The organism is Rhizobium sp. Root1212 (assembly GCF_001424985.1).
Classification (GTDB): domain Bacteria; phylum Pseudomonadota; class Alphaproteobacteria; order Rhizobiales; family Rhizobiaceae; genus Pararhizobium.
This window is the reverse complement of the sequence record NZ_LMDA01000003.1, coordinates 35,016-54,672: the sequence shown is the minus strand read 5'-3', so window position 1 is coordinate 54,672 and position 19,657 is coordinate 35,016. Positions and strand designations below refer to the sequence as shown.

Here is a 19,657-nt window from a genome sequence, read left to right as displayed (position 1 = left end):
TTTGCTTTTCCGAAAGCCACCTGTGGGAACGTCCCGAGCGTTATTCTTGGGGTTGTTGTCACATGGATGCTCGCACCGATATCAGCAATATTCCGCTTTGCGTCGATCTCGACGGCACGCTGCTTGCCGCCGATACGCTGTGGGAAGGCGTTGCGATCGTTCTATTTCGCAATCCCTTCATGATTTTCGCCATGATTTATTGGGCGATGAAGGGCAAGGCGCGGCTGAAGCACGAGGTCGCGGCCCGCTCCGGCCGCACAGCGGCGGACTGGCCCTATCGGGATGCGGTGCTGAAGCGGCTGGCGCGCGAGCGTGAAATGGGCCGGCAGGTCATCCTGGTCACCGGCGCTGCCGAAAGCGTGGCCGTCGGGGTCGCCGAACATACGGGCGTCTTTTCCTCCGTGTTGCATAGTTCCACCGAGGTCAATCTCACCAGCCGCCGCAAGCGCGAAGCGCTGATCGAGCGCTTCGGCGAGGGTGGTTTCGATTATATGGGCAACAGCCGCGACGACGTGCCGGTGTTCGACGCCGCGCGCAAGGCGATCGTCGTCGCGCCCGACGCGGCAGCGGAAAAATGGCGCCGCAGCCACGATGCCGAAAAGCTCGATACCGGGAAGGTCAGCGTGCTGACGCCGCTCAAATCCATCCGCGTCCATCAATGGGCGAAGAATGTGCTGATCGGCGTGCCCTGCGTTCTCAACCATGAGATCCTGAACGTCACGGCGGTCATCAATTCCATTTACGCCTTCTTCGCCTTCAGTTTTCTCGCTTCGGCCGTCTATGTGATCAACGATCTCTCGGACCTCGCCAGTGATCGCCGCCACCCGAAGAAGCGCCACCGGCCGCTGGCAAGCGGCGCCATGACGGTCCCGATGGGCCTGGCGATTGCTGCCTGTCTCATCGTCGCCTCGCTGGCGTTGACGCTGCTCCTGCCGATGGATTTCGCCTTCGTGCTGGCCTTCTATGCCTTCACCACCACGGCCTACACTTTCTTTCTGAAGCGTAAGCTGCTGGTAGATGTGTTTGCGCTGGCCGGCCTTTACACCGTGCGCATCGTCGCCGGTGCTGCCGCGACGACCACGGACCTGTCCGTCTGGCTCCTGTCCTTCTCGATCTTCTTCTTCCTCAGCCTCGCCCTGGTGAAGCGCTATGTGGAGCTGCACGAGTATAACGGTAGCGAAGGAGAGCAGGTGCCCGGTCGCGGTTATATCGCCGACGATTACGAGATGGTGGGGCAGGCGGGTGTCGCCTCCGCCTTCACCGCAGCGCTGGTTCTTGCGCTCTACATCCACAGCAAGGAGATGATGGAGATGTACACGGTGCCGTGGGCGCTGTGGCCGCTCTGCCCGCTGATCCTCTATATGCAGCTGCGCATCTGGATGCTGGCCCGTCGTGGTATGCTGCATGAAGATCCGGTCGTGTTCATCATGCGCGACTGGCGCAGTCTCGTGACCATGGCGATCGGCGCCGGCCTCGTGCTCTTCGGCGCATTGGGAACGTGATGACGACATCGGATTATCAGAGCTGGGGCCGGCTCGACCGCCGCGTTCGCCGCGCCATCAGCGTCCATGCCTTTGAGGAGAAGGAGCGCGAGGCCGCCCCCGGCGCATTCCTGCCGTTCGGCAACGGCCGCTCCTATGGCGACAGCTGCCACAACGATACGGGCGCGTTGATCGACAACAGCACCCGCAGCCGCATCAATGGCTTCGATCCCGGCACCGGCATCCTCTCCTGCGATCCGGGCGTGACCCTGCGGCAGGTGCTGGAGCGGGCGATCCCCCACCATTTCTTCCTGCCGGTGACGCCGGGCACGGCTTTCGTCACCGTCGGCGGTGCCGTTGCCAACGATGTGCACGGCAAGAACCACCATGCCCGTGGCACCTTCGGCCACCATGTCCTCGGTTTGACGTTGCTGCGCTCCGATGGCGATCTGCTGACCTGCTCGCCGCAGGAAAATGCCGAGCTTTTCTTCGCGACCATCGGCGGCATGGGGCTGACGGGGCTGATTCTCTCCGTCGACCTGCAACTGATGAAGGTCCCATCAGCCCACATCCAGCAGCACGCGATCCGCTTCGACAGCCTCGACAACTATTTCGCCATGGTCGACCGGATCGACAGCGAGCACGAATATTCCGTCGCCTGGATCGACCAGCTCGCGACCGGTAGAGCGACCGGGCGAGGGGTGCTGCTTGCCGGCGACCATGCCGACGCGTCCTGCGAATTCCCTGATATGCCGAAGGGGCTGAAGCTCGGCGTTCCCTTCTCGCCGCCGTTCAACCTCCTGAACCGGCTGACGCTCAAGGGCTTCAACGAACTTTACTATCGCAAGGAAAAGCCGGGCGAGGTGGTCTCGACGGTCAAATGGCCGGGCTATTTCTATCCGCTTGATGCGATTTCCAACTGGAACAGGCTGTATGGCCCGAAAGGGCTCTATCAGCACCAGAGCGTCTTTCCAGCCGAAAACGCGCCGGACATCACGGCACGGTTGATGGAGACCGCGCGCAAGGCCGGCCATGCCTCGTTCCTGACCGTGCTGAAAAAATTCGGAGACCGGCCGCAAAGGGGCATTCTGTCCTTCGCCCGGCCCGGTTTTACCCTGACTTTGGATTTCGCCAATCAGGGTGAACGAACCCTTAAGCTGCTCGATGCGCTGGATGCGATCGTGCTTGCGGCCGGCGGCGCCATCAATCCCTACAAGGATGCGCGCATGAGCGCTCAAACCTTTGCTGCGTCGTTCCCCGAGTGGAAAAAACTGGAGGCTTTGCGCGACCCCGCCATGGTCTCGAATTTCTGGAAACGGACGGCTTTGGCTTTGCCAAAGTGAGAATGCATAAAATTTTAGTCAAATAAACACACGACTTAAACCGAATATACTTCTCTCTGATGTAGACAAGTTTGCGGGAACAGGGAGTAAAAACGTGAAATATATTGTTTTCATCCTCTTCACGGTGCTGACCAATGCTGCCGCGCAGCTGATGCTGAAACAGGGCATGCTATCGCTCGGCCCGCTGAGCTTCACCGCCGATACGGCGATCGCGCGCATTTTCCAGATCGTCTTCAATCCATGGGTTTTCGCTGGTCTTGCGACCTTCGTCATCTCCATGGCCTCGCATCTTTTCGTCCTGTCGAAGGTGGAACTCTCCTTCGCCTATCCTTTCCTGAGCCTCGCCTATGTGGCGGTCGCTCTGTTTGCCTATTTCATCTTCCACGAAGACCTGAATGCGTGGCGCATCGCCGGTATCGCCTTCATCTGCGTGGGCACGGTTCTTATCGCCCAATCCGGCATGTCGTCCCATGACGATGTCGCCGAGGGCGCAACTGCAAAAATCGGGAGTGCATCATGAAGCATGTCATTTTCGGCGGCGACGGTTTCGTCGGCCGGCATCTCGCCCATAAACTCGTGCAGGAAGGCCAGGAGGTTCTTGTTGCCGATGTCGCCAAGTCCGACCTGCCGCATTACGCCCGCGCCCGTTTCGTCCATTGCGACGTGACCAAGGAAGAAGACGTCATGAAGGTCGAGATCGGCCCGGATGACATGGTCTACAACATGGCGGCCAAGATGCTGTCGCCGTTGCAGATCCGCTCCAAGCGCTGGGAATTCTTCTGGCCGGTCAATTATTACGGTGCCGAGAACATCATGAAGGCGACGGCGCGTTCGGGTGCCAACCGCCTCGTGCAGTTCACCACCGACATGATCTACGGCCACACGGTCCAGTCGCCGCAGACGGAAGACCATCCGGCCAAGCCCCTTGGCGAATACGGCAAGTCCAAATGGGCGACCGAGCAGCTTGCCGCCGAATGGCGCAAGCAGGGGATGAAGATCACTATCTTCCGTCCGCGCCTGATCATCGGCCCCGGTCGCCTCGGCATTCTCGAAAAGCTGTTCAAGCTGATCGACGCCAACCTGCCGGTGCCGATGATCGGCTCGGGCAAGGCGCCCTACCAGTTCATCTCGGTCTTCGATTGCGCCGAGGCGGCCTATCTCGCCTGGCGGGGAGGCGTTCCGAACGAGGCCTACAATCTCGGCTCCGACAATCCGCCGTCGGTGAGGAAGCTCTTGGGTGATCTCATCGTCCATGCGGGTTCGAAGTCTTTCCTGATCCCGACACCTGGCTTTGCCGTCAAGGCGACGCTGGCTGCCTTCGATGCGATCAACCTGCCGATCATGGACCCGGAACAGTACCTCATCGCCGATGAGATGTGCGTCCGCGAGACCGGCAAGCTGAAACGCGATCTCGGCTGGAAAGCACAATACAAGGATGGCGACATGCTGATCGCCGCCTATGACGAATATCGCGCCAAGAAGGCCGGCCATGTTGCTGCCGCGCCGTCTGCCGTACCGGCAGAATGAAGGAGGGGACAATGCTCGATAAGCCAGCCCGCGTCACCATCGACGCTCCCGCCCTCGATGGCGGCATCAAGAAGCCCAACCTCATGACGGTCGAACAGGCGAAAGCCATGAACGTCGCCGACATGACGACGCTGTTCAAGGATCACCTGAACCCCGGCCAGCTTCACTTCATGAAGCTGCTCGGTTTCAACAAGATCAAGGTCGAGACCGCCGAGGGCATGTATTACATCGACCAGAACGGTCGAAAGATCCTCGACTTCTTCGGCGGCTTCGGTTCGCTGGCGCTCGGCCACAACCATCCGCGCCTGATTGCTGCCCGCAAGCAGTTCCAGGATGAGAACCGCCACGAGATCGCCATCGCCTTCATGTCGCAATACGCGGCGGCGCTGGCCAAGAACCTCGCAGAGATCGCGCCGGGTGACCTCGACATGGTGTTCCTCGGCTCCTCCGGTTCGGAGGCCATGGAAGCCGCCATCAAGCTCGCCGAGCGCGTTGCCGGCCCGAAACGGCCGCGCATGGTCTATGCGGAAAATTCGTTCCACGGCAAGACGCGCGGCGTGCTGTCGATCACCGACGGCCCGCTCTATCGCGGCGAATTCAAGCTGCTCGACAACAACGTCAAGGTACCGTTCGGCGATATCGACGCGATCCGCCGCGCCTTCGAGAGCGATCCGACCATCGGCGTTCTCGTGCTGGAAACCATCCAGGGCGGCGGCGGCATCAATATCGCACCGCCGGAGTTCTGGCGAGAGGTGCGCGCGCTCTGCGACAAGCATGGCGTGATCTGGCTGGCCGACGAGGTGCAGTGCGGCGTCGGTCGCTCCGGCCGATTCTTCGCTTTCGAATATGCCAATGTGGTGCCGGATATCACGGCGGTCGCCAAGTCGCTCGGTGGCGGTAAGACCGCCATGGCCGCAATGATCGCCCGCCGCGACATCTACATGAAGGCCTATGGCACGCCGAAGACCGCGATGATCCACGCCCACGCCACCTTCGGCGGCATCGGCGAGGCCTGCATCACGGCGATAGAAACGCTGAACGTTCTCTACGACGAAGACCTGATCGAGAACGCCGCCGTGCAGGGCGAGTACCTGCTGGAGCGCCTGACCGCACTCAAGGACAAGTATCCGAAGATCATCAAGGATGTTCGCGGGCAGGGCCTGATGGTCGGGCTGGAGTTCCAGGATTTCAGCCAGACGCTGCCGTTCGTGCTGCGGCCGGTGGTGGCTGTGCTGGACGACAAGCTGAAGGGCTCGCTCTCAGGCTTCATCGGCGCGCTTCTGCTGCGCGACTACGATACGCTGGTGGCGTTCACGGAGTATAATCGCAACGTCATCCGCCTGCTGCCGCCGCTCATCTGCGAGCGCCAGCACGTCGACCAGCTCTGCGACGCCCTCGACGACCTGCTCGGCCGCGGCATCGTCCGTATCGTCAAGGATTTCGTCGGCAGCCAGCTCGGCTGACGGTCAAATCCGGTTAGGCTTTTGAAAACGGCGGCTTACCGCCGTTTTCTGATTCAAAACACCAGCATCTACCGGCGCACGCCGTTGACCGTCATGTCGAACTGCACGACATTGGAATAGATCGGGATGCCGACCGCCATATTATAAGGCGCGCGATAAATATTGCCCTTGATATGGAAGCTGATGGCGTGTGCGTTCCATTTCGTCAGTTCGGCTTGGAAGCGTTCGGTGCGCGTCGTGCCCCTTGCCGTGAGTTTGCCTTCGATCTCGGCGGTGTTTTCCCCGGTTTGACTGATTTTCGTCGAGCGGAAGACAATCTGCGGAAAGTCCTTGATGTCGAAAATCGCGCGCGAGCGCAAAAAGCTCTCGACGCGAGGTTCACCGGTTGCGACGGTTTCAGGGAAAAGTGAGAATTCGACGACCGATTTGCCGATATCGTGTTGATCGAGATTGAATGTGCCGGAGAATTTGGTGAATTTCCCGGATATGCCGCCGCCGCCGACCTGTCCGACGGAAAACCCGATCCGGGATGACCTATCGATCGCGTAGCGACCGGCCGCATCATCGAGAGAGACGGCGTGGCCCCAGCCGGGCGTGGCTGCAAGCAGCGCCAAGCCGGCGATCATTGTCCTTAACGTTGCCCGATGTCCCATTTCTCACTCCCGGATGCAGATGTGTCCGTGTTAGACGCTGGCCTGCGCGGCAATATTCCCAGCATTCGGCGTAGAACCTCATCCCGATATAAAAAGTGATGCACGAGAGCCGCTGCCGCATGCAGAAGCACGATCCCCGCAAGGCCATAGGCCAGCCAACTATGGGCCATCGTCCAGAAGGCCTCGGCCGCCTCGGATTTTTCAAACGGCAAATGCGGGATAACGACGAGATCGAAGAAAAATGTCGGGATTGCGAGCGTCGAGGTCGAAGCGATGGCCCAGCCCGCCAACGGCACGGCGAGCGTCAGCATGCGCAACAGTGCGTGGGTGGCGGTTGCTGCGCGCGCCTCATACCTTGAAAGCGTGGCGGGATGGGCGGGGGGCACCTCAAGCCACCACCAGGCGATGCGAACGACCGTCAGTGCCAAGGCCAGCATCCCGAAGGACTTGTGCCACTGATAAAGCTCGAACTGGAGTTCCGGGTCGATATCGGGGCGGGTCATGACATAGCCAAGGATCACGAGACCGCCGATGAGAAGAGCGATCGTCCAGTGAAGGATAATCGCGATCCAGCCGAAGCTGCTTCTGTCGTTCCGCCACATTGCAAATTTCCCGGTGGATGTTCGAACAGCATCCGCCTGAGGATAGTCACGAGCAAGCCGGCTCTTCATCACAGTTTGGGGATCGGCCGGATGGAACGGGCAGGGCAGGCGGAACGCTTTCCTTTCCACGGCGTATTTGCTAGGGCCTTTGGCGAAGATGGAAGCGCTGGAGGAAGCCGCATGACCCCCGAAATACGTCCGCTCGTTGCCGGAAATTGGAAGATGAACGGGGTGAGGGCTTCTCTCGACCAGATCAAGGCCATGGCGGAAGGGGTCAAAGGACCGCTGTCTGCAAAGGTCGAGGCCCTTATCTGCCCGCCGGCCACGCTGCTCTATGTCGCGACCGCGCTCTGCACCGATAGCCCGCTGGCGATCGGTGCGCAGGATTGCCACCAGAAGGTTTCCGGCGCCCATACCGGCGATATCTCGGCCGAAATGATCGCCGATTGCTTCGGCACCTACGTCATCATCGGCCATTCCGAGCGTCGTACGGACCATAAGGAAAGCGATGCGCTGGTGCGCGCCAAGGCGGAAGCCGCCCATGGCGCCGATCTGACCGCCATCGTCTGCATCGGCGAGACCGGCGATGAGCGCAAGGCGGGCCAGACGCTGGATGTCCTGAAGCGACAACTCGAAGCCTCGGTGCCGGATGGCGCGACGGCGGAAAACACCGTCATCGCCTATGAGCCGGTCTGGGCGATCGGCACCGGCCTGACGCCGACGGTGCAGGATGTGGAAGAAGCCCATGCCTTCATGCGCGACGAACTGAAGAAGCGCTTTGGTTCCGAGGGCGCCACGATGCGCATTCTCTATGGCGGTTCGGTCAAGCCTTCCAATGCCAAGGAACTTTTGGGTGTCGCCAATGTCGATGGCGCGCTGATCGGCGGCGCGAGCTTGAAAGCCGACGACTTCCTCGCCATCTACGGGGCTTACGAAGACCTGACGGCTTGACGCGCGCTTTGCACGCGTGATTGCAGGCAGGGGCTTTTAATGCGCGGTTGCTTGGTATATGCAGCCGCCAACAAACTTTATTGGCATCCCGGCTGGCCGGTGCGGACATCCCGCCCGCCGCCGAGACGATGGTCAGGACCGGATAAAATGCAGACCGTATTGCTCGTCATCTATCTCATGGTTGTTCTCGCGCTGATCGGCGTCGTGCTGATCCAGCGGTCGGAAGGCGGCGGTCTCGGTATCGGCGGTGGTTCGGGCTTCATGTCCGCCCGCGGCACGGCCAATGCGCTGACCCGCACGACGGCGATCCTGGCGGCCCTGTTCTTCGTTCTTGCGCTCGGCATGGGCATCCTTGCCCGCTACCAGCCGAATGCGACCGACGTTCTCGACCGTATTCCCGGCACGACCACCAACGGCAAGGGCGTCCTCGATTCGCTCGGCGGCGCAGCACAGCAGCCGGCCGGCCAGGCACCGGCCCAGAATGGCGCCGTGAACGGTCAGGCTCCGGCAACGGAAACCCCTGCTGCCCAGACCCCGGCCACGCAGACCCCTTCGGCTGAAACCCCGGCGACCCAGACGCCTGCCACCACGCAGACGCCTGCCGACAAGTCGGGCGTTCCCAGCGGCCAGTAAGGCCAACCTATCTTGAAGCCGCCGGCGGAAGATTTTTTCCGCCGGTTTTCTTTTGTTTGAATTCCTGCCACCCATCCTTTGACGGAAAAATTCTGGAAGATGAATTTTTCGGTGGCGGAATCGTTTTTGAAACGGTATCCGGTGAAGCCCATGGCGCGATATGTATTCATCACTGGCGGCGTGGTTTCTTCCCTTGGAAAAGGGATTGCTGCGGCCGCTCTCGCTGCGTTGCTGCAGGCCCGAGGTTATCGGGTGCGGCTGCGTAAACTCGACCCCTATCTGAACGTCGATCCGGGCACCATGAGCCCGACCCAGCACGGCGAGGTCTTCGTGACCGACGACGGCGCTGAGACCGACCTCGACCTCGGTCACTACGAGCGCTTTACCGGCCGCTCGGCGACCAAGACCGACAACATCACCACCGGTCGCATCTATAAGAACATCATCGACAAGGAACGCCGCGGCGATTACCTCGGCGCGACCGTCCAGGTCATTCCGCACGTCACCAATGAGATCAAGAATTTCGTCATCGACGGCAATGACGAGTACGACTTCGTCATCTGCGAAATCGGCGGCACGGTCGGCGATATCGAGGCGATGCCGTTCATGGAGGCGATCCGCCAGCTGAAGAACGATCTTCCGCGCGGCACCGCCGTCTTCGTGCATCTGACGCTGATGCCCTACATTCCGGCCGCTGGCGAACTGAAGACCAAGCCGACCCAGCATTCGGTCAAGGAATTGCAGGCGCTCGGCATCCACCCGGACATCCTGCTCGTTCGCGCCGACCGCGAAATCCCCGAGGCCGAGCGCCGCAAGCTTTCGCTGTTCTGCAACGTGCGTCCTTCCGCCGTCATCCAGGCGCTGGATGTCGCGAGCATTTATGACGTTCCGATCGCCTACCACAAGGAAGGCCTCGATTCGGAAGTGCTGGCCGCCTTCGGCATCGAGCCGGCCCCGAAGCCGCGCATGGACAATTGGGAAAACGTCTCCAACCGCATCCGCACGCCGGAAGGCGAGGTGACGATCGCGATCGTCGGCAAGTACACCGGCCTCAAGGACGCCTACAAGTCGCTGATCGAGGCGCTGTATCACGGCGGCATCGCCAATCGCGTCAAGGTCAAGCTCGACTGGATCGAATCGGAAGTCTTCGAAAAGGAAGACCCGGCGCCGTATCTGGAAAAGGTCCACGGCATTCTCGTGCCCGGCGGTTTTGGCGAGCGCGGCTCGGAAGGCAAGATCAATGCCGCCCGCTTTGCACGTGAGCGAAAAGTGCCTTATTTCGGCATCTGCTTCGGCATGCAGATGGCGGTCGTGGAAGCGGCCCGCAATCTCGCCGGCATCGAGAAGGCATCGTCCACCGAATTCGGCCCGACCCCCGAGCCCGTCGTCGGCCTGATGACGGAATGGGTGAAGGGCAACGAGCTGCAGAAGCGCTCGGCATCCGGCGATCTCGGCGGCACCATGCGTCTCGGCGCCTACAAGGCGAGCCTGAAGAAGGGCACCAAGATCGCCGATATCTACGGTTCCACCGATATCTCCGAGCGCCACCGCCACCGTTACGAAGTCAACGTCGACTACAAGGAACGGCTGGAAAAGTGCGGTCTTGAATTCTCGGGCATGTCGCCGGACGGCGTCCTGCCGGAAACCGTCGAGTACCCGGATCATCCGTGGTTTATCGGCGTTCAGTACCACCCGGAACTGAAGTCGCGGCCGCTCGATCCGCATCCGCTGTTTGCCAGCTTCATCGAAGCCGCCGTCGAACAGAGCCGCCTCGTCTGAGGTGGCAGGCTCCGAACCTTTGGATTTCAAGCAATCGGCGGGCGACGACACGATATCGTCGCCCGCCGGTTTGCGTAAAAACGTCTCCTTAACGTTTACCTGTCAGTAATCACTTTGAAAGTGAGAGATCGTGCGATGCGTGTAGTGCTTATCGTCGCCCTTCTTGCGCTGGCGGGGTGTGCTACCGCGCCGAAGAACACGCGCGACGCCTGCGCGATCTTCGAACAGCGCGATGGCTGGTTCAACAATTGGCAACGTGCCGCCAACAAGGCGTCGCGCGAATACGGCGTGCCCGTGCCGATCCTGATGGCGACGATCTATACCGAATCGGGCTTCCGCCCCTACGCCCGCCCGCCGCGCACAAAGCTCTTCGGCTTCATTCCGTGGAAGCGTCAGTCGACGGCCTATGGCTTCTCGCAGGCGCTCGACGGCACCTGGTCGCGCTACAAACGCGAGACAGGCCACTTGCTCGCCCGGCGTACCAAATTCGCCGATGCGATCGATTTCGTCGGCTGGTATCATCGCAACAGCCATGACACGAACGGTATCGCGCTCAACGATGCCTACAGCCTCTATCTCGCCTATTATTCCGGCGATGCCGGCTATGCGAACGGCTCGTGGCGCGGCAATCCGCAATTGCGCAAGGCTGCCCAGCGCGCCGCCAACATGGCTCGGACCTATGCGACGCAGCTGCGGGGTTGCCGCTGAATTGTGAGTCCGCAGCGTTCCGCAGCTTCCATGTCGATTTCCCGGTAAAGGCGATCGCATCGGCCGCTCCATCAACATTTCCTTGAAAATGGCCGCCAAACAGGGCAAAGCACCTGCCCAAGGCCATCTCAGGAAATGTCATGATCGCAGCTCCCCGCAGTGCCCGCCTGCTCGACCATCTGGTTTTGCCCGTCGCCGAACTTTCGGTCGCGCGGCACCGTTTGACGCAGCTAGGCTTTACGGTCGCCGCCGATGCGCAGCATCCCTTCGGAACCGAGAACGCCTGCGTCTTCCTCGCCGACAAGACCTATCTGGAGCCGCTCGCGGTTGCGAGCCGTGAGGATTGCGAAGCCGCCGCCCTTGGCGGCAACGTCTTCGTCGCCCGCGACCAGGCCTATCGCTTCCGTCGCGGCCATGATGGCTTTTCCGCCATCGTGCTCTCGACCGACGATGCGACCGGCGACCATAAGCGCTTCGTCGAAAAGGGCATTTCCGGCGGCAATCCGCTCGATTTTTCCCGGTCCATGACCTTACCGGATGGCGCGCAAGCCGAGGCGAGTTTTCGCCTGGCCTTTGCCGCTGATCTGCGTTCGCCGGATTTCTTTCTCTTCACCTGCCAGCGGCTGAAGGCGCTGCCTTCCGACCGCGCGGCGCTGGAAACCCATGCGAACGGCGTGACCGGCATGCGCGAAGTGGTGCTGTCAGAGCCGAACCCGACCGACTTCCAATATCTGTTGCAGGAAGCGGTCGATGAGCGCGAGGTGACCGCCCATTCCTTCGGCATGGATATCGAAACCCGCAATGTGAAGATTTCGGTGCTCAATCCCGCAGGGATGGCCGGCTTCTATGGCCGGCGCACCTCGTCGCGCCTGCGCGGCCTGATCGGGCGCGCTGTCGTTTTCACGGTGAAGGACCTCGAGGCCACCGGGCATCTTCTTGCCGCAAATGCGGTTGAATTCATCAGGAAAGGCGAGCGCATCATCGTCCCGGAAGCGCCGGGGCAGGGCCTCCTCTTCGTATTTGGAGAACAGTCATGAAGACAAATGCAGACGTCGTCGTCGGCGAAGGCAAAAAGCAGGTTACCTTTTCCAACAGCAAGCGCCTGTCGCTGATTGCCGGTCCCTGCCAGATGGAAAGCCGCGATCATGCGTTCATGATCGCCGGCACCATGGTCGAACTCTGCGACAAGCTTGGCATCGGCCTCGTCTACAAGTCGTCCTTCGACAAGGCGAACCGCACCTCGCTCTCCGGCAAGCGCGGCATCGGCCTTGAGAAGGCGCTGGAAATCTTTACCGACCTCAAGAAGGAATACGGCTTCCCGGTCTTGACGGATATTCATAACGAAGAGCAGTGCGCCCTCGTTGCCCCGACGATCGATGTCCTGCAGATCCCGGCCTTCCTCAGCCGCCAGACGGACCTCCTCGTCGCCGCCGCCAAGACCGGCCGCGCCATCAACGTCAAGAAGGGCCAGTTCCTTGCCCCCTGGGACATGAAGAACGTGCTCGCCAAATTCACCGAAAGCGGCAACCCGAACGTGATGCTCTGCGAACGCGGCGCGTCCTTCGGCTACAATACGCTGGTTTCCGACATGCGCTCGCTGCCGATCATGGCTGGGCTCGGCGCGCCTGTCGTCTTTGACGCCACGCACTCGGTACAGCAGCCGGGCGGGCAGGGCGGTTCTTCCGGCGGCCAGCGCGAATTCGTCGAGACGCTGGCGCGGGCGGCGGTTGCCGTCGGTGTCGCCGGCGTGTTCGTCGAGACCCATGAGGACCCGGACAATGCGCCGTCCGACGGCCCGAACATGGTCCATCTCAAGGACATGCCGCGCCTGCTCGAAACGCTCTTGGCCTTCGACGCCATTTCCAAGCGTTGATTGTGAAATTTTCTTGAAGCCGTGGCGCTGGCCGGCATTCGCCGGCGCCCGGCATTGTAATTTCCGGGCCATGAATTATGACATGGCCATCCGTTTATCACCTGAAACAGGGAAGAGACCATGACCGCAATCATCGACATCATCGGCCGTGAAATTCTGGATAGCCGCGGCAACCCCACCGTGGAAGTCGACGTTCATCTGGAAGACGGCAGCTTCGGTCGGGCCGCGGTTCCCTCGGGTGCATCGACCGGCGCGCATGAAGCCGTTGAGCTGCGCGATGGCGGCAGCCGTTACCTCGGCAAGGGTGTCGAAAAGGCTGTCGAAGCCGTCAACGGCGAAATCTACGAAGCAATCGGCGGCATGGATGCCGAAGACCAGATCCTCGTCGACGAAACCATGATCGAACTCGACGGCACGCCCAACAAGAGCCGTATCGGCGCGAACGCCATCCTCGGCGTGTCGCTGGCCGTCGCAAAGGCTGCCGCCGCTGCCGCAAGCCTGCCGCTCTACCGCTATGTCGGCGGCCCGAACGCCCGCGTCCTGCCGGTTCCGATGATGAACATCATCAACGGCGGCGCCCATGCCGACAACCCGATCGACTTCCAGGAGTTCATGATCGTCCCGGTTGGCGCCGACAATATCCGCGACGCCGTTCGCATGGGCTCGGAAGTCTTTCACACGCTGAAGAAGCAGCTCGCTGCCGATGGCCACAACACCAATGTCGGCGATGAAGGCGGCTTCGCGCCGGGTCTCGCTTCGGCGCCGGCCGCCCTCGACTTCATCATGAAGTCGATCGAGAAGGCTGGCTACCGTCCGGGCGAAGATATGTTCATCGCGCTCGATTGCGCCTCGACCGAATTCTTCAAGGACGGCAAGTACGTTCTCGAAGGCGAAGGCCGCACGCTGGAGCCGGACGCCATGGCCGAATACCTGGCCGAACTCGCCGGCAAGTATCCGATCTTCTCGATTGAAGACGGCATGGCCGAAGACGACTGGGCCGGCTGGAAGACCCTGACCGACAAGATCGGCAAGACGGTGCAGCTCGTCGGCGACGACCTGTTCGTCACCAACTCGGCCCGCCTGCGTGACGGCATCAAGATGGGCGTCGCCAACTCGATCCTCGTCAAGGTCAACCAGATCGGCTCGCTCTCCGAGACGCTGGACGCCGTCGAAACCGCGCATAAGGCCGCCTACAGCGCCGTGATGTCGCACCGCTCGGGCGAGACCGAGGATTCGACCATCGCCGATCTCGCGGTTGCCACCAACTGCGGCCAGATCAAGACCGGCTCGCTGGCCCGCTCCGACCGTACCGCCAAATACAACCAGCTGATCCGCATCGAAGAGCAGCTGGGTCCGCAGGCCCGCTACGCCGGCCGCTCGATCCTGCGCGGCTAATTTCCAGGAAATCAAAGGCCCGTCGTACTCCTTCGTCATCCTCGGTCTCGTGCCGAGGATCTTCCAGCCTCTCTGAGCATGCGGAGGTGGTGTAAGATGCTCGGGACAGGCCCGAGCATGACAGCGGAGGGGGCGAGCCCCGGCAGTCATCCGGCCCGCGTCCCTCATCGGACGCGGGTTTTTTCATGCGCGCCGTTATGGTCAACGGTCGGTTAATCAATCGACGCTATCGTCTTCCTGTATTGCGTACAGGGCGTCGTTATGTGGACCAAACACCATAAAAAACGGAAACTCGGCCGGTTTGTCATGCCGCTGATTACCGTCGCTTTCCTTTCTTATTTCGGCTACCATTCCGTCCATGGGGACTACGGCCTCAAGGCAATGGAAGTATTCGAGCGTCAGCGCATCGAGCGGCAGGCCCGGCTGACGGAGCTGACCGGCAAGCGCGAAACGCTCGAAAAAGAGGTTGCTCTTTTGAGCGATGGATCGCTGGAACGAGACATGCTCGACGAAAAAGCACGCTTCGGGCTCAACATGTCGCGAGCGGACGAAATCGTTATTTTCCATTGAAATGGTAAAATTAACCCAAAATATGTTAATTTCAAAAATGACAACAATTTCATTGGGTTACTAAGAATATTAGCCATGCAAATATGGCATTGCTGTCCGGTCATTCTTTGCCTATGGTGAGCATCAAGAGGCTAAACCATAGGGAGGAATTGAATGGCTCCGCGACAAAATGGGTCCGCGTCCGGCCGTAAGACGCCGGCAAAATCCACCAAGGATTTCGTTGAAGGAACGATTGCCGAATTCGATCGGGAAACCGATCTGAAGGCCTATCGCGAGATGCTGCTGATCCGCCGTTTCGAAGAAAAGGCCGGCCAGCTTTACGGCATGGGCTTCATCGGTGGTTTCTGTCACCTTTACATCGGCCAGGAAGCTGTCGTCGTCGGCATGCAGATGGCACTGAAGGATGGTGACCAAGTCATCACCGGTTACCGCGACCACGGCCATATGCTGGCCTGCGGCATGAGCGCCCGCGGCGTCATGGCCGAACTCACCGGTCGTCGCGGCGGTCTTTCCAAGGGGAAGGGCGGCTCGATGCACATGTTCTCCAAGGAAAAGAATTTCTACGGCGGCCACGGCATCGTCGGCGCCCAGGTTTCGCTCGGAACCGGTCTTGCCTTTGCCAACAAGTATCGCGGCAACGACAACGTCTCGCTCGCCTATTTCGGTGACGGCGCCGCCAACCAGGGCCAGGTCTACGAGAGCTTCAACATGGCGGCGCTCTGGAAGCTGCCGGTCATCTACATCATCGAGAACAATCGCTACGCCATGGGCACCGCGGTTGCCCGCGCTTCGGCCGGCGTCGATTTCTCGCAGCGCGGTTCCGCGATCGGCATCCCCGGCCTGCAGGTCGACGGCATGGACGTTCGCGCCGTGAAGGCCGCAGCCGACGAGGCTGTCGCCCATTGCCGCACCGGCAAGGGTCCGATCATCCTCGAGATGCAGACCTACCGCTACCGCGGCCACTCCATGTCCGACCCGGCCAAGTATCGCTCGAAGGACGAAGTCCAGAAGATGCGGTCGGAACACGACCCGATCGAACAGGTGAAGGCGCGCATCCTTGAAAACGGATGGGCGACCGAGGACGAGCTGAAGGCAATCGACAAGGACGTCCGTGACATCGTCGCCGACAGCGCCGATTTCGCCCAGGCCGATCCGGAGCCGGATGTATCCGAGCTTTATACCGACATTCTGCTTTGATCCTGGGGCGAGGAGACCATCATGCCTATTGAAATTCTGATGCCGGCCCTTTCCCCGACGATGGAAGAGGGCACGCTCTCGAAGTGGCTGAAAAAGGAAGGTGACAAGGTCACCTCGGGCGATGTGATCGCCGAAATCGAAACCGACAAGGCGACCATGGAAGTGGAAGCCGTGGATGAAGGCACGATCGGTAAGATCCTGATCGACGCCGGCACCGAAAACGTCAAGGTCAACACGGCAATCGCCGTGCTGCTGCAGGACGGCGAAAGCGCAGCCGATATCGGCTCTGCCAAGCCTGTTGCCGCCGCTGCCCCGGCTGAAGCGCCGGCAGCACCGGCCCCTGCCGCTGCGCCGGTCCCGGCCGAGCCTAAGTCCAGCATCGCCTCCGACCCGGATATTCCGGCCGGCACCGAAATGGTTTCGACCACCGTGCGCGAAGCGTTGCGCGACGCGATGGCGGAAGAAATGCGCCGCGACGAAGACGTTTTCGTCATGGGTGAGGAAGTCGCCGAATACCAAGGCGCTTACAAGATCACTCAAGGCCTGCTGCAGGAATTCGGTGACCGCCGCGTCGTCGACACCCCGATCACCGAACACGGCTTTGCCGGCGTCGGCGTCGGTGCTGCGATGGCTGGCCTGAAGCCGATCGTCGAGTTCATGACCTTCAACTTCGCCATGCAGGCGATCGACCAGATCATCAACTCCGCCGCCAAGACGCTTTATATGTCCGGTGGCCAGATGGGGGCTCCGATCGTCTTCCGCGGCCCGAACGGCGCTGCTGCCCGCGTTGCGGCCCAGCACAGCCAGGATTATGCGGCCTGGTACAGCCAGATTCCCGGCCTCAAAGTCGTCATGCCCTACACGGCAGCCGACGCCAAGGGCCTGCTGAAGGCGGCGATCCGCGATCCGAACCCGATCATCTTCCTCGAAAACGAAATCCTCTACGGCCACTCCTTCGACGTGCCGAAGATGGACGATTTCGTTCTGCCGATCGGCAAGGCACGTATCCACCGCACCGGCAAGGACGTGACCGTCGTCTCGTTCGGCATCGGCATGACCTATGCCATCAAGGCGATTGCGGAACTCGAGAAGGAAGGCATCGACGTCGAACTGATCGACCTGCGCACCATCCGTCCGATGGACCTGCCGACTGTCATCGAATCGGTGAAGAAGACCGGCCGTCTGGTGACCGTCGAGGAAGGTTATCCGCAGTCGTCGGTCGGCACCGAAATCGCCACCCGCGTCATGCAGCAGGCTTTCGATTACCTCGATGCGCCGATCCTGACGATCGCCGGCAAGGACGTCCCGATGCCCTACGCCGCCAACCTCGAAAAGTTGGCCCTGCCGAATGTCGGCGAAGTCGTCCAGGCGGTCAAAGCCGTCTGCTACAAGTAAAGGGAGGGTGAAGAGATGCCGATCAACATCACCATGCCAGCCCTTTCCCCGACCATGGAAGAGGGCAATCTTTCGAAGTGGCTCGTCAAGGAAGGCGACAAGGTCGCTCCCGGCGACGTGATCGCCGAGATCGAGACCGACAAGGCGACGATGGAAGTCGAAGCCGTTGACGAAGGCACCGTTGCCAAGATCGTCGTGCCGGCCGGCACCGAGGCGGTCAAGGTCAACGCCCTGATCGCGATCCTCGCCGCCGATGGCGAGGATGTCGCAACTGCCGCTGCAGGCGGTGGCAGTGCGGCTCCGGCCGCAAAGGCCGAAGCCCCGAAGGCGGAAGCAGCCGCTCCGGCTGCCAAGTCTGAAGCTGCACCGGCTCCTGTAGCGGCCACTCCGGCCGCATCTGGCGGCAGCCGCACCTTCTCCTCGCCGCTCGCCCGTCGTCTCGCGAAGGAAGCCGGCATTGACATCTCGGCTGTTGCCGGCTCCGGCCCGCATGGCCGCGTCGTCAAGAAGGACGTGGAAACCGCCGTTGCCGGCGGTGGTGCAAAGCCTGCCGCGGCCCCGGCTGCGGCTGCCGCACCGGCCGCCGCCGCTGCACCGGCTCCGGCCCTGGCAAAGGGCGCTTCGGACGACGCGGTTCTCAAGAACTTCGCCGCCGGCTCCTACGATCTCGTGCCGCATGACGGCATGCGCAAGACTATTGCCAAGCGCCTGCAGGAATCCAAACAGACCATCCCGCACTTCTACGTCTCCGTCGACGTGGAGCTGGATGCCCTGCTTGCCCTGCGTGCGCAGCTTAACGGTTCCGCGCCGGAGAAGGATGGTAAGCCGGTCTACAAGCTCTCGGTCAACGACATGGTGATCAAGGCCATGGCGCTTGCGCTGCGCGACGTGCCGGACGCCAATGTCTCCTGGACCGAGGCGAACATGGTCAAGCACAAGCATGCGGATGTCGGCGTCGCCGTCTCCATCCCCGGCGGCCTGATCACGCCGATCATCCGCAGCGCCGAGCTGAAGAGCCTGTCGGCCATCTCCAACGAGATGAAGGACCTCGGCAAGCGCGCAAAGGAACGCAAGCTGAAGCCGGAAGAGTACCAGGGCGGCACGACCGCGGTCTCCAACATGGGCATGATGGGCGTCAAGAACTTTGCCGCCGTCGTCAACCCGCCGCATGCGACGATCCTGGCGGTCGGTGCAGGCGAGGAGCGCGTCGTGGTCAAGAAGGGCCAAATGGTCGTTGCCAATGTGATGACCGTCACGCTGTCCACCGACCACCGCGCCGTCGATGGCGCGCTCGGGGCCGAACTGCTTGGCGCCTTCAAGCGCTACATCGAAAACCCGATGGGCATGCTGGTCTGATCCCGTTTCCCTCCCCCTCGCGGGGGAGGGTTTCCGATCCCTAGTTCCTTCCGACAAAAGGGAGGAGCCCGAGGAGGCACCGCATGAAAACAATCCTCTGCTATGGCGACAGTCTGACCTGGGGCTACGATGCGGGCTCCCAAGGGCGTCATGCGCTTCAGGATCGGTGGCCGAGCGTTCTGGCAAAGGTCCTCGGGCCGGATGTCCATGTTGTCGCGGAAGGTCTGAACGGCCGCACCACGGCCTATGACGACCATCTCGCCGATTGCGACCGCAACGGCGCGCGCATCCTGCCGACGATCCTGCACAGCCACGATCCGCTCGATCTGGTGATCCTGCTGCTTGGCACCAACGACATGAAGCCGCTCATCCATGGCACTGCTTTTGGCGCGGTGCAGGGGCTGGAGAGGCTGATCGAACTGGTGCGCAAGCACGCCTGGTCGTTCGAAGCGGACAGTACCCCGGAAATCCTCGTCGTCGCGCCGCCGCCGATTTGCGAAACGGCAAACGAGGCCTTCGCCGCCATGTTTGCCGGAACGCTGGAGCAATCGGCGATGCTGGCTTCGCTCTATGCGGATCTGGCCGACGAAAAGGGCTGCGGCTTCTTCGATGCGGGTTCGGTTGCGGAAACCACGCCGCTCGACGGCATACATCTCGATGCAGAAAACACACGAGCCATCGGGCGCGGCCTGGAGCCGATCGTCCGCATGATGCTCGGACTTTGAGAACAG

19 protein-coding genes are annotated in these 19,657 nt (G+C 61.3%); 17 read left to right on the top strand and 2 right to left on the bottom strand.

Going from position 1 to position 19,657, the window contains the following annotated elements; all coding sequences use genetic code 11:
• The first annotated feature begins 62 nt into the window (after positions 1 to 62).
• The 5 genes from ASC86_RS07925 (at position 63) to ASC86_RS07905 (ending at position 5,814) form a co-directional block, all read left to right on the top strand.
• Positions 63 to 1,502 (top strand): UbiA family prenyltransferase, encoded by a 1,440-nt coding sequence (locus ASC86_RS07925; RefSeq protein ID WP_056318894.1) that lies wholly within the window; start codon positions 63 to 65, stop codon positions 1,500 to 1,502.
• Positions 1,502 to 2,824 (top strand): FAD-binding oxidoreductase, encoded by a 1,323-nt coding sequence (locus ASC86_RS07920; protein ID WP_056318891.1) that lies wholly within the window; start codon positions 1,502 to 1,504, stop codon positions 2,822 to 2,824. Before ASC86_RS07925 ends, ASC86_RS07920 begins: the two co-directional genes overlap by 1 nt.
• A 94-nt stretch (positions 2,825 to 2,918) precedes the next feature.
• Positions 2,919 to 3,344 (top strand): transporter, encoded by a 426-nt coding sequence (locus ASC86_RS07915; RefSeq protein WP_056318889.1) that lies wholly within the window; start codon positions 2,919 to 2,921, stop codon positions 3,342 to 3,344.
• Positions 3,341 to 4,351, top strand: coding sequence for an NAD(P)-dependent oxidoreductase (locus tag ASC86_RS07910; RefSeq protein ID WP_056318886.1), 1,011 nt, complete (start codon positions 3,341 to 3,343; stop codon positions 4,349 to 4,351). The genes ASC86_RS07915 and ASC86_RS07910 overlap by 4 nt, the downstream gene beginning before the upstream one ends.
• Before the next feature lie 11 nt (positions 4,352 to 4,362).
• A complete protein-coding gene (locus tag ASC86_RS07905; RefSeq protein WP_200943790.1) occupies positions 4,363 to 5,814 on the top strand; it encodes an aspartate aminotransferase family protein in 1,452 nt (483 codons plus the stop codon).
• Positions 5,815 to 5,882: 68 nt separating this feature from the next.
• On the opposite strand, the gene ASC86_RS07900 is transcribed toward ASC86_RS07905, so the two are convergent.
• Positions 5,883 to 6,467, bottom strand: a complete 585-nt coding sequence (locus tag ASC86_RS07900; RefSeq protein ID WP_056318880.1) for a YceI family protein — start codon at positions 6,465 to 6,467, stop codon at positions 5,883 to 5,885.
• Positions 6,446 to 7,198: a cytochrome b gene (locus tag ASC86_RS07895; RefSeq protein ID WP_348270761.1), complete on the bottom strand. Its 753-nt coding sequence runs from the start codon at positions 7,196 to 7,198 to the stop codon at positions 6,446 to 6,448. The genes ASC86_RS07900 and ASC86_RS07895 overlap by 22 nt, the downstream gene beginning before the upstream one ends.
• A 51-nt stretch (positions 7,199 to 7,249) precedes the next feature.
• Between ASC86_RS07895 and tpiA the strand changes: the two genes are divergently transcribed.
• From tpiA to ASC86_RS07835, 12 genes are all read left to right on the top strand, one after another.
• Positions 7,250 to 8,020 carry a triose-phosphate isomerase gene (gene tpiA / locus ASC86_RS07890; protein ID WP_056318875.1) on the top strand — a complete coding sequence of 257 codons (771 nt, stop codon included), beginning with the start codon at positions 7,250 to 7,252 and terminating at the stop codon, positions 8,018 to 8,020.
• A 147-nt stretch (positions 8,021 to 8,167) separates the two neighbouring features.
• On the top strand, positions 8,168 to 8,653 hold the full coding sequence (gene secG / locus ASC86_RS07885) for a preprotein translocase subunit SecG (protein WP_056318872.1): 486 nt from the start codon (positions 8,168 to 8,170) through the stop codon (positions 8,651 to 8,653).
• A 150-nt stretch (positions 8,654 to 8,803) separates the two neighbouring features.
• The gene (locus tag ASC86_RS07880) at positions 8,804 to 10,432 is read left to right on the top strand and encodes a CTP synthase (RefSeq protein ID WP_056319100.1); all 1,629 of its coding nucleotides are present in this window, start codon (positions 8,804 to 8,806) and stop codon (positions 10,430 to 10,432) included.
• A 135-nt stretch (positions 10,433 to 10,567) separates the two neighbouring features.
• Complete coding sequence (locus ASC86_RS07875; protein WP_056318869.1) at positions 10,568 to 11,140, top strand: transglycosylase SLT domain-containing protein; 573 nt, start codon at positions 10,568 to 10,570, stop codon at positions 11,138 to 11,140.
• Between the two features lie 140 nt (positions 11,141 to 11,280).
• Entirely contained in the window at positions 11,281 to 12,177 is an 897-nt protein-coding gene (locus ASC86_RS07870; RefSeq protein ID WP_056318867.1) for a VOC family protein, read from the top strand.
• Positions 12,174 to 13,013 carry a 3-deoxy-8-phosphooctulonate synthase gene (gene kdsA / locus ASC86_RS07865; RefSeq protein ID WP_056318864.1) on the top strand — a complete coding sequence of 280 codons (840 nt, stop codon included), beginning with the start codon at positions 12,174 to 12,176 and terminating at the stop codon, positions 13,011 to 13,013. Before ASC86_RS07870 ends, kdsA begins: the two co-directional genes overlap by 4 nt.
• A 120-nt stretch (positions 13,014 to 13,133) precedes the next feature.
• Entirely contained in the window at positions 13,134 to 14,408 is a 1,275-nt protein-coding gene (gene eno / locus ASC86_RS07860; RefSeq protein WP_056318861.1) for a phosphopyruvate hydratase, read from the top strand.
• A 261-nt stretch (positions 14,409 to 14,669) separates the two neighbouring features.
• Positions 14,670 to 14,978 carry a septum formation initiator family protein gene (locus tag ASC86_RS07855; RefSeq protein ID WP_056318859.1) on the top strand — a complete coding sequence of 103 codons (309 nt, stop codon included), beginning with the start codon at positions 14,670 to 14,672 and terminating at the stop codon, positions 14,976 to 14,978.
• 153 nt (positions 14,979 to 15,131) lie between these two features.
• The gene (gene pdhA, locus ASC86_RS07850) at positions 15,132 to 16,175 is read left to right on the top strand and encodes a pyruvate dehydrogenase (acetyl-transferring) E1 component subunit alpha (protein ID WP_056318857.1); all 1,044 of its coding nucleotides are present in this window, start codon (positions 15,132 to 15,134) and stop codon (positions 16,173 to 16,175) included.
• Positions 16,176 to 16,196: 21 nt separating this feature from the next.
• Positions 16,197 to 17,570, top strand: a complete 1,374-nt coding sequence (locus tag ASC86_RS07845; protein ID WP_056318853.1) for a pyruvate dehydrogenase complex E1 component subunit beta — start codon at positions 16,197 to 16,199, stop codon at positions 17,568 to 17,570.
• Positions 17,571 to 17,585: 15 nt separating this feature from the next.
• A complete protein-coding gene (locus tag ASC86_RS07840; RefSeq protein ID WP_056318846.1) occupies positions 17,586 to 18,926 on the top strand; it encodes a pyruvate dehydrogenase complex dihydrolipoamide acetyltransferase in 1,341 nt (446 codons plus the stop codon).
• Between the two features lie 83 nt (positions 18,927 to 19,009).
• Positions 19,010 to 19,651 (top strand): SGNH/GDSL hydrolase family protein, encoded by a 642-nt coding sequence (locus ASC86_RS07835; protein ID WP_056318841.1) that lies wholly within the window; start codon positions 19,010 to 19,012, stop codon positions 19,649 to 19,651.
• The last annotated feature ends 6 nt before the right edge of the window (positions 19,652 to 19,657 follow it).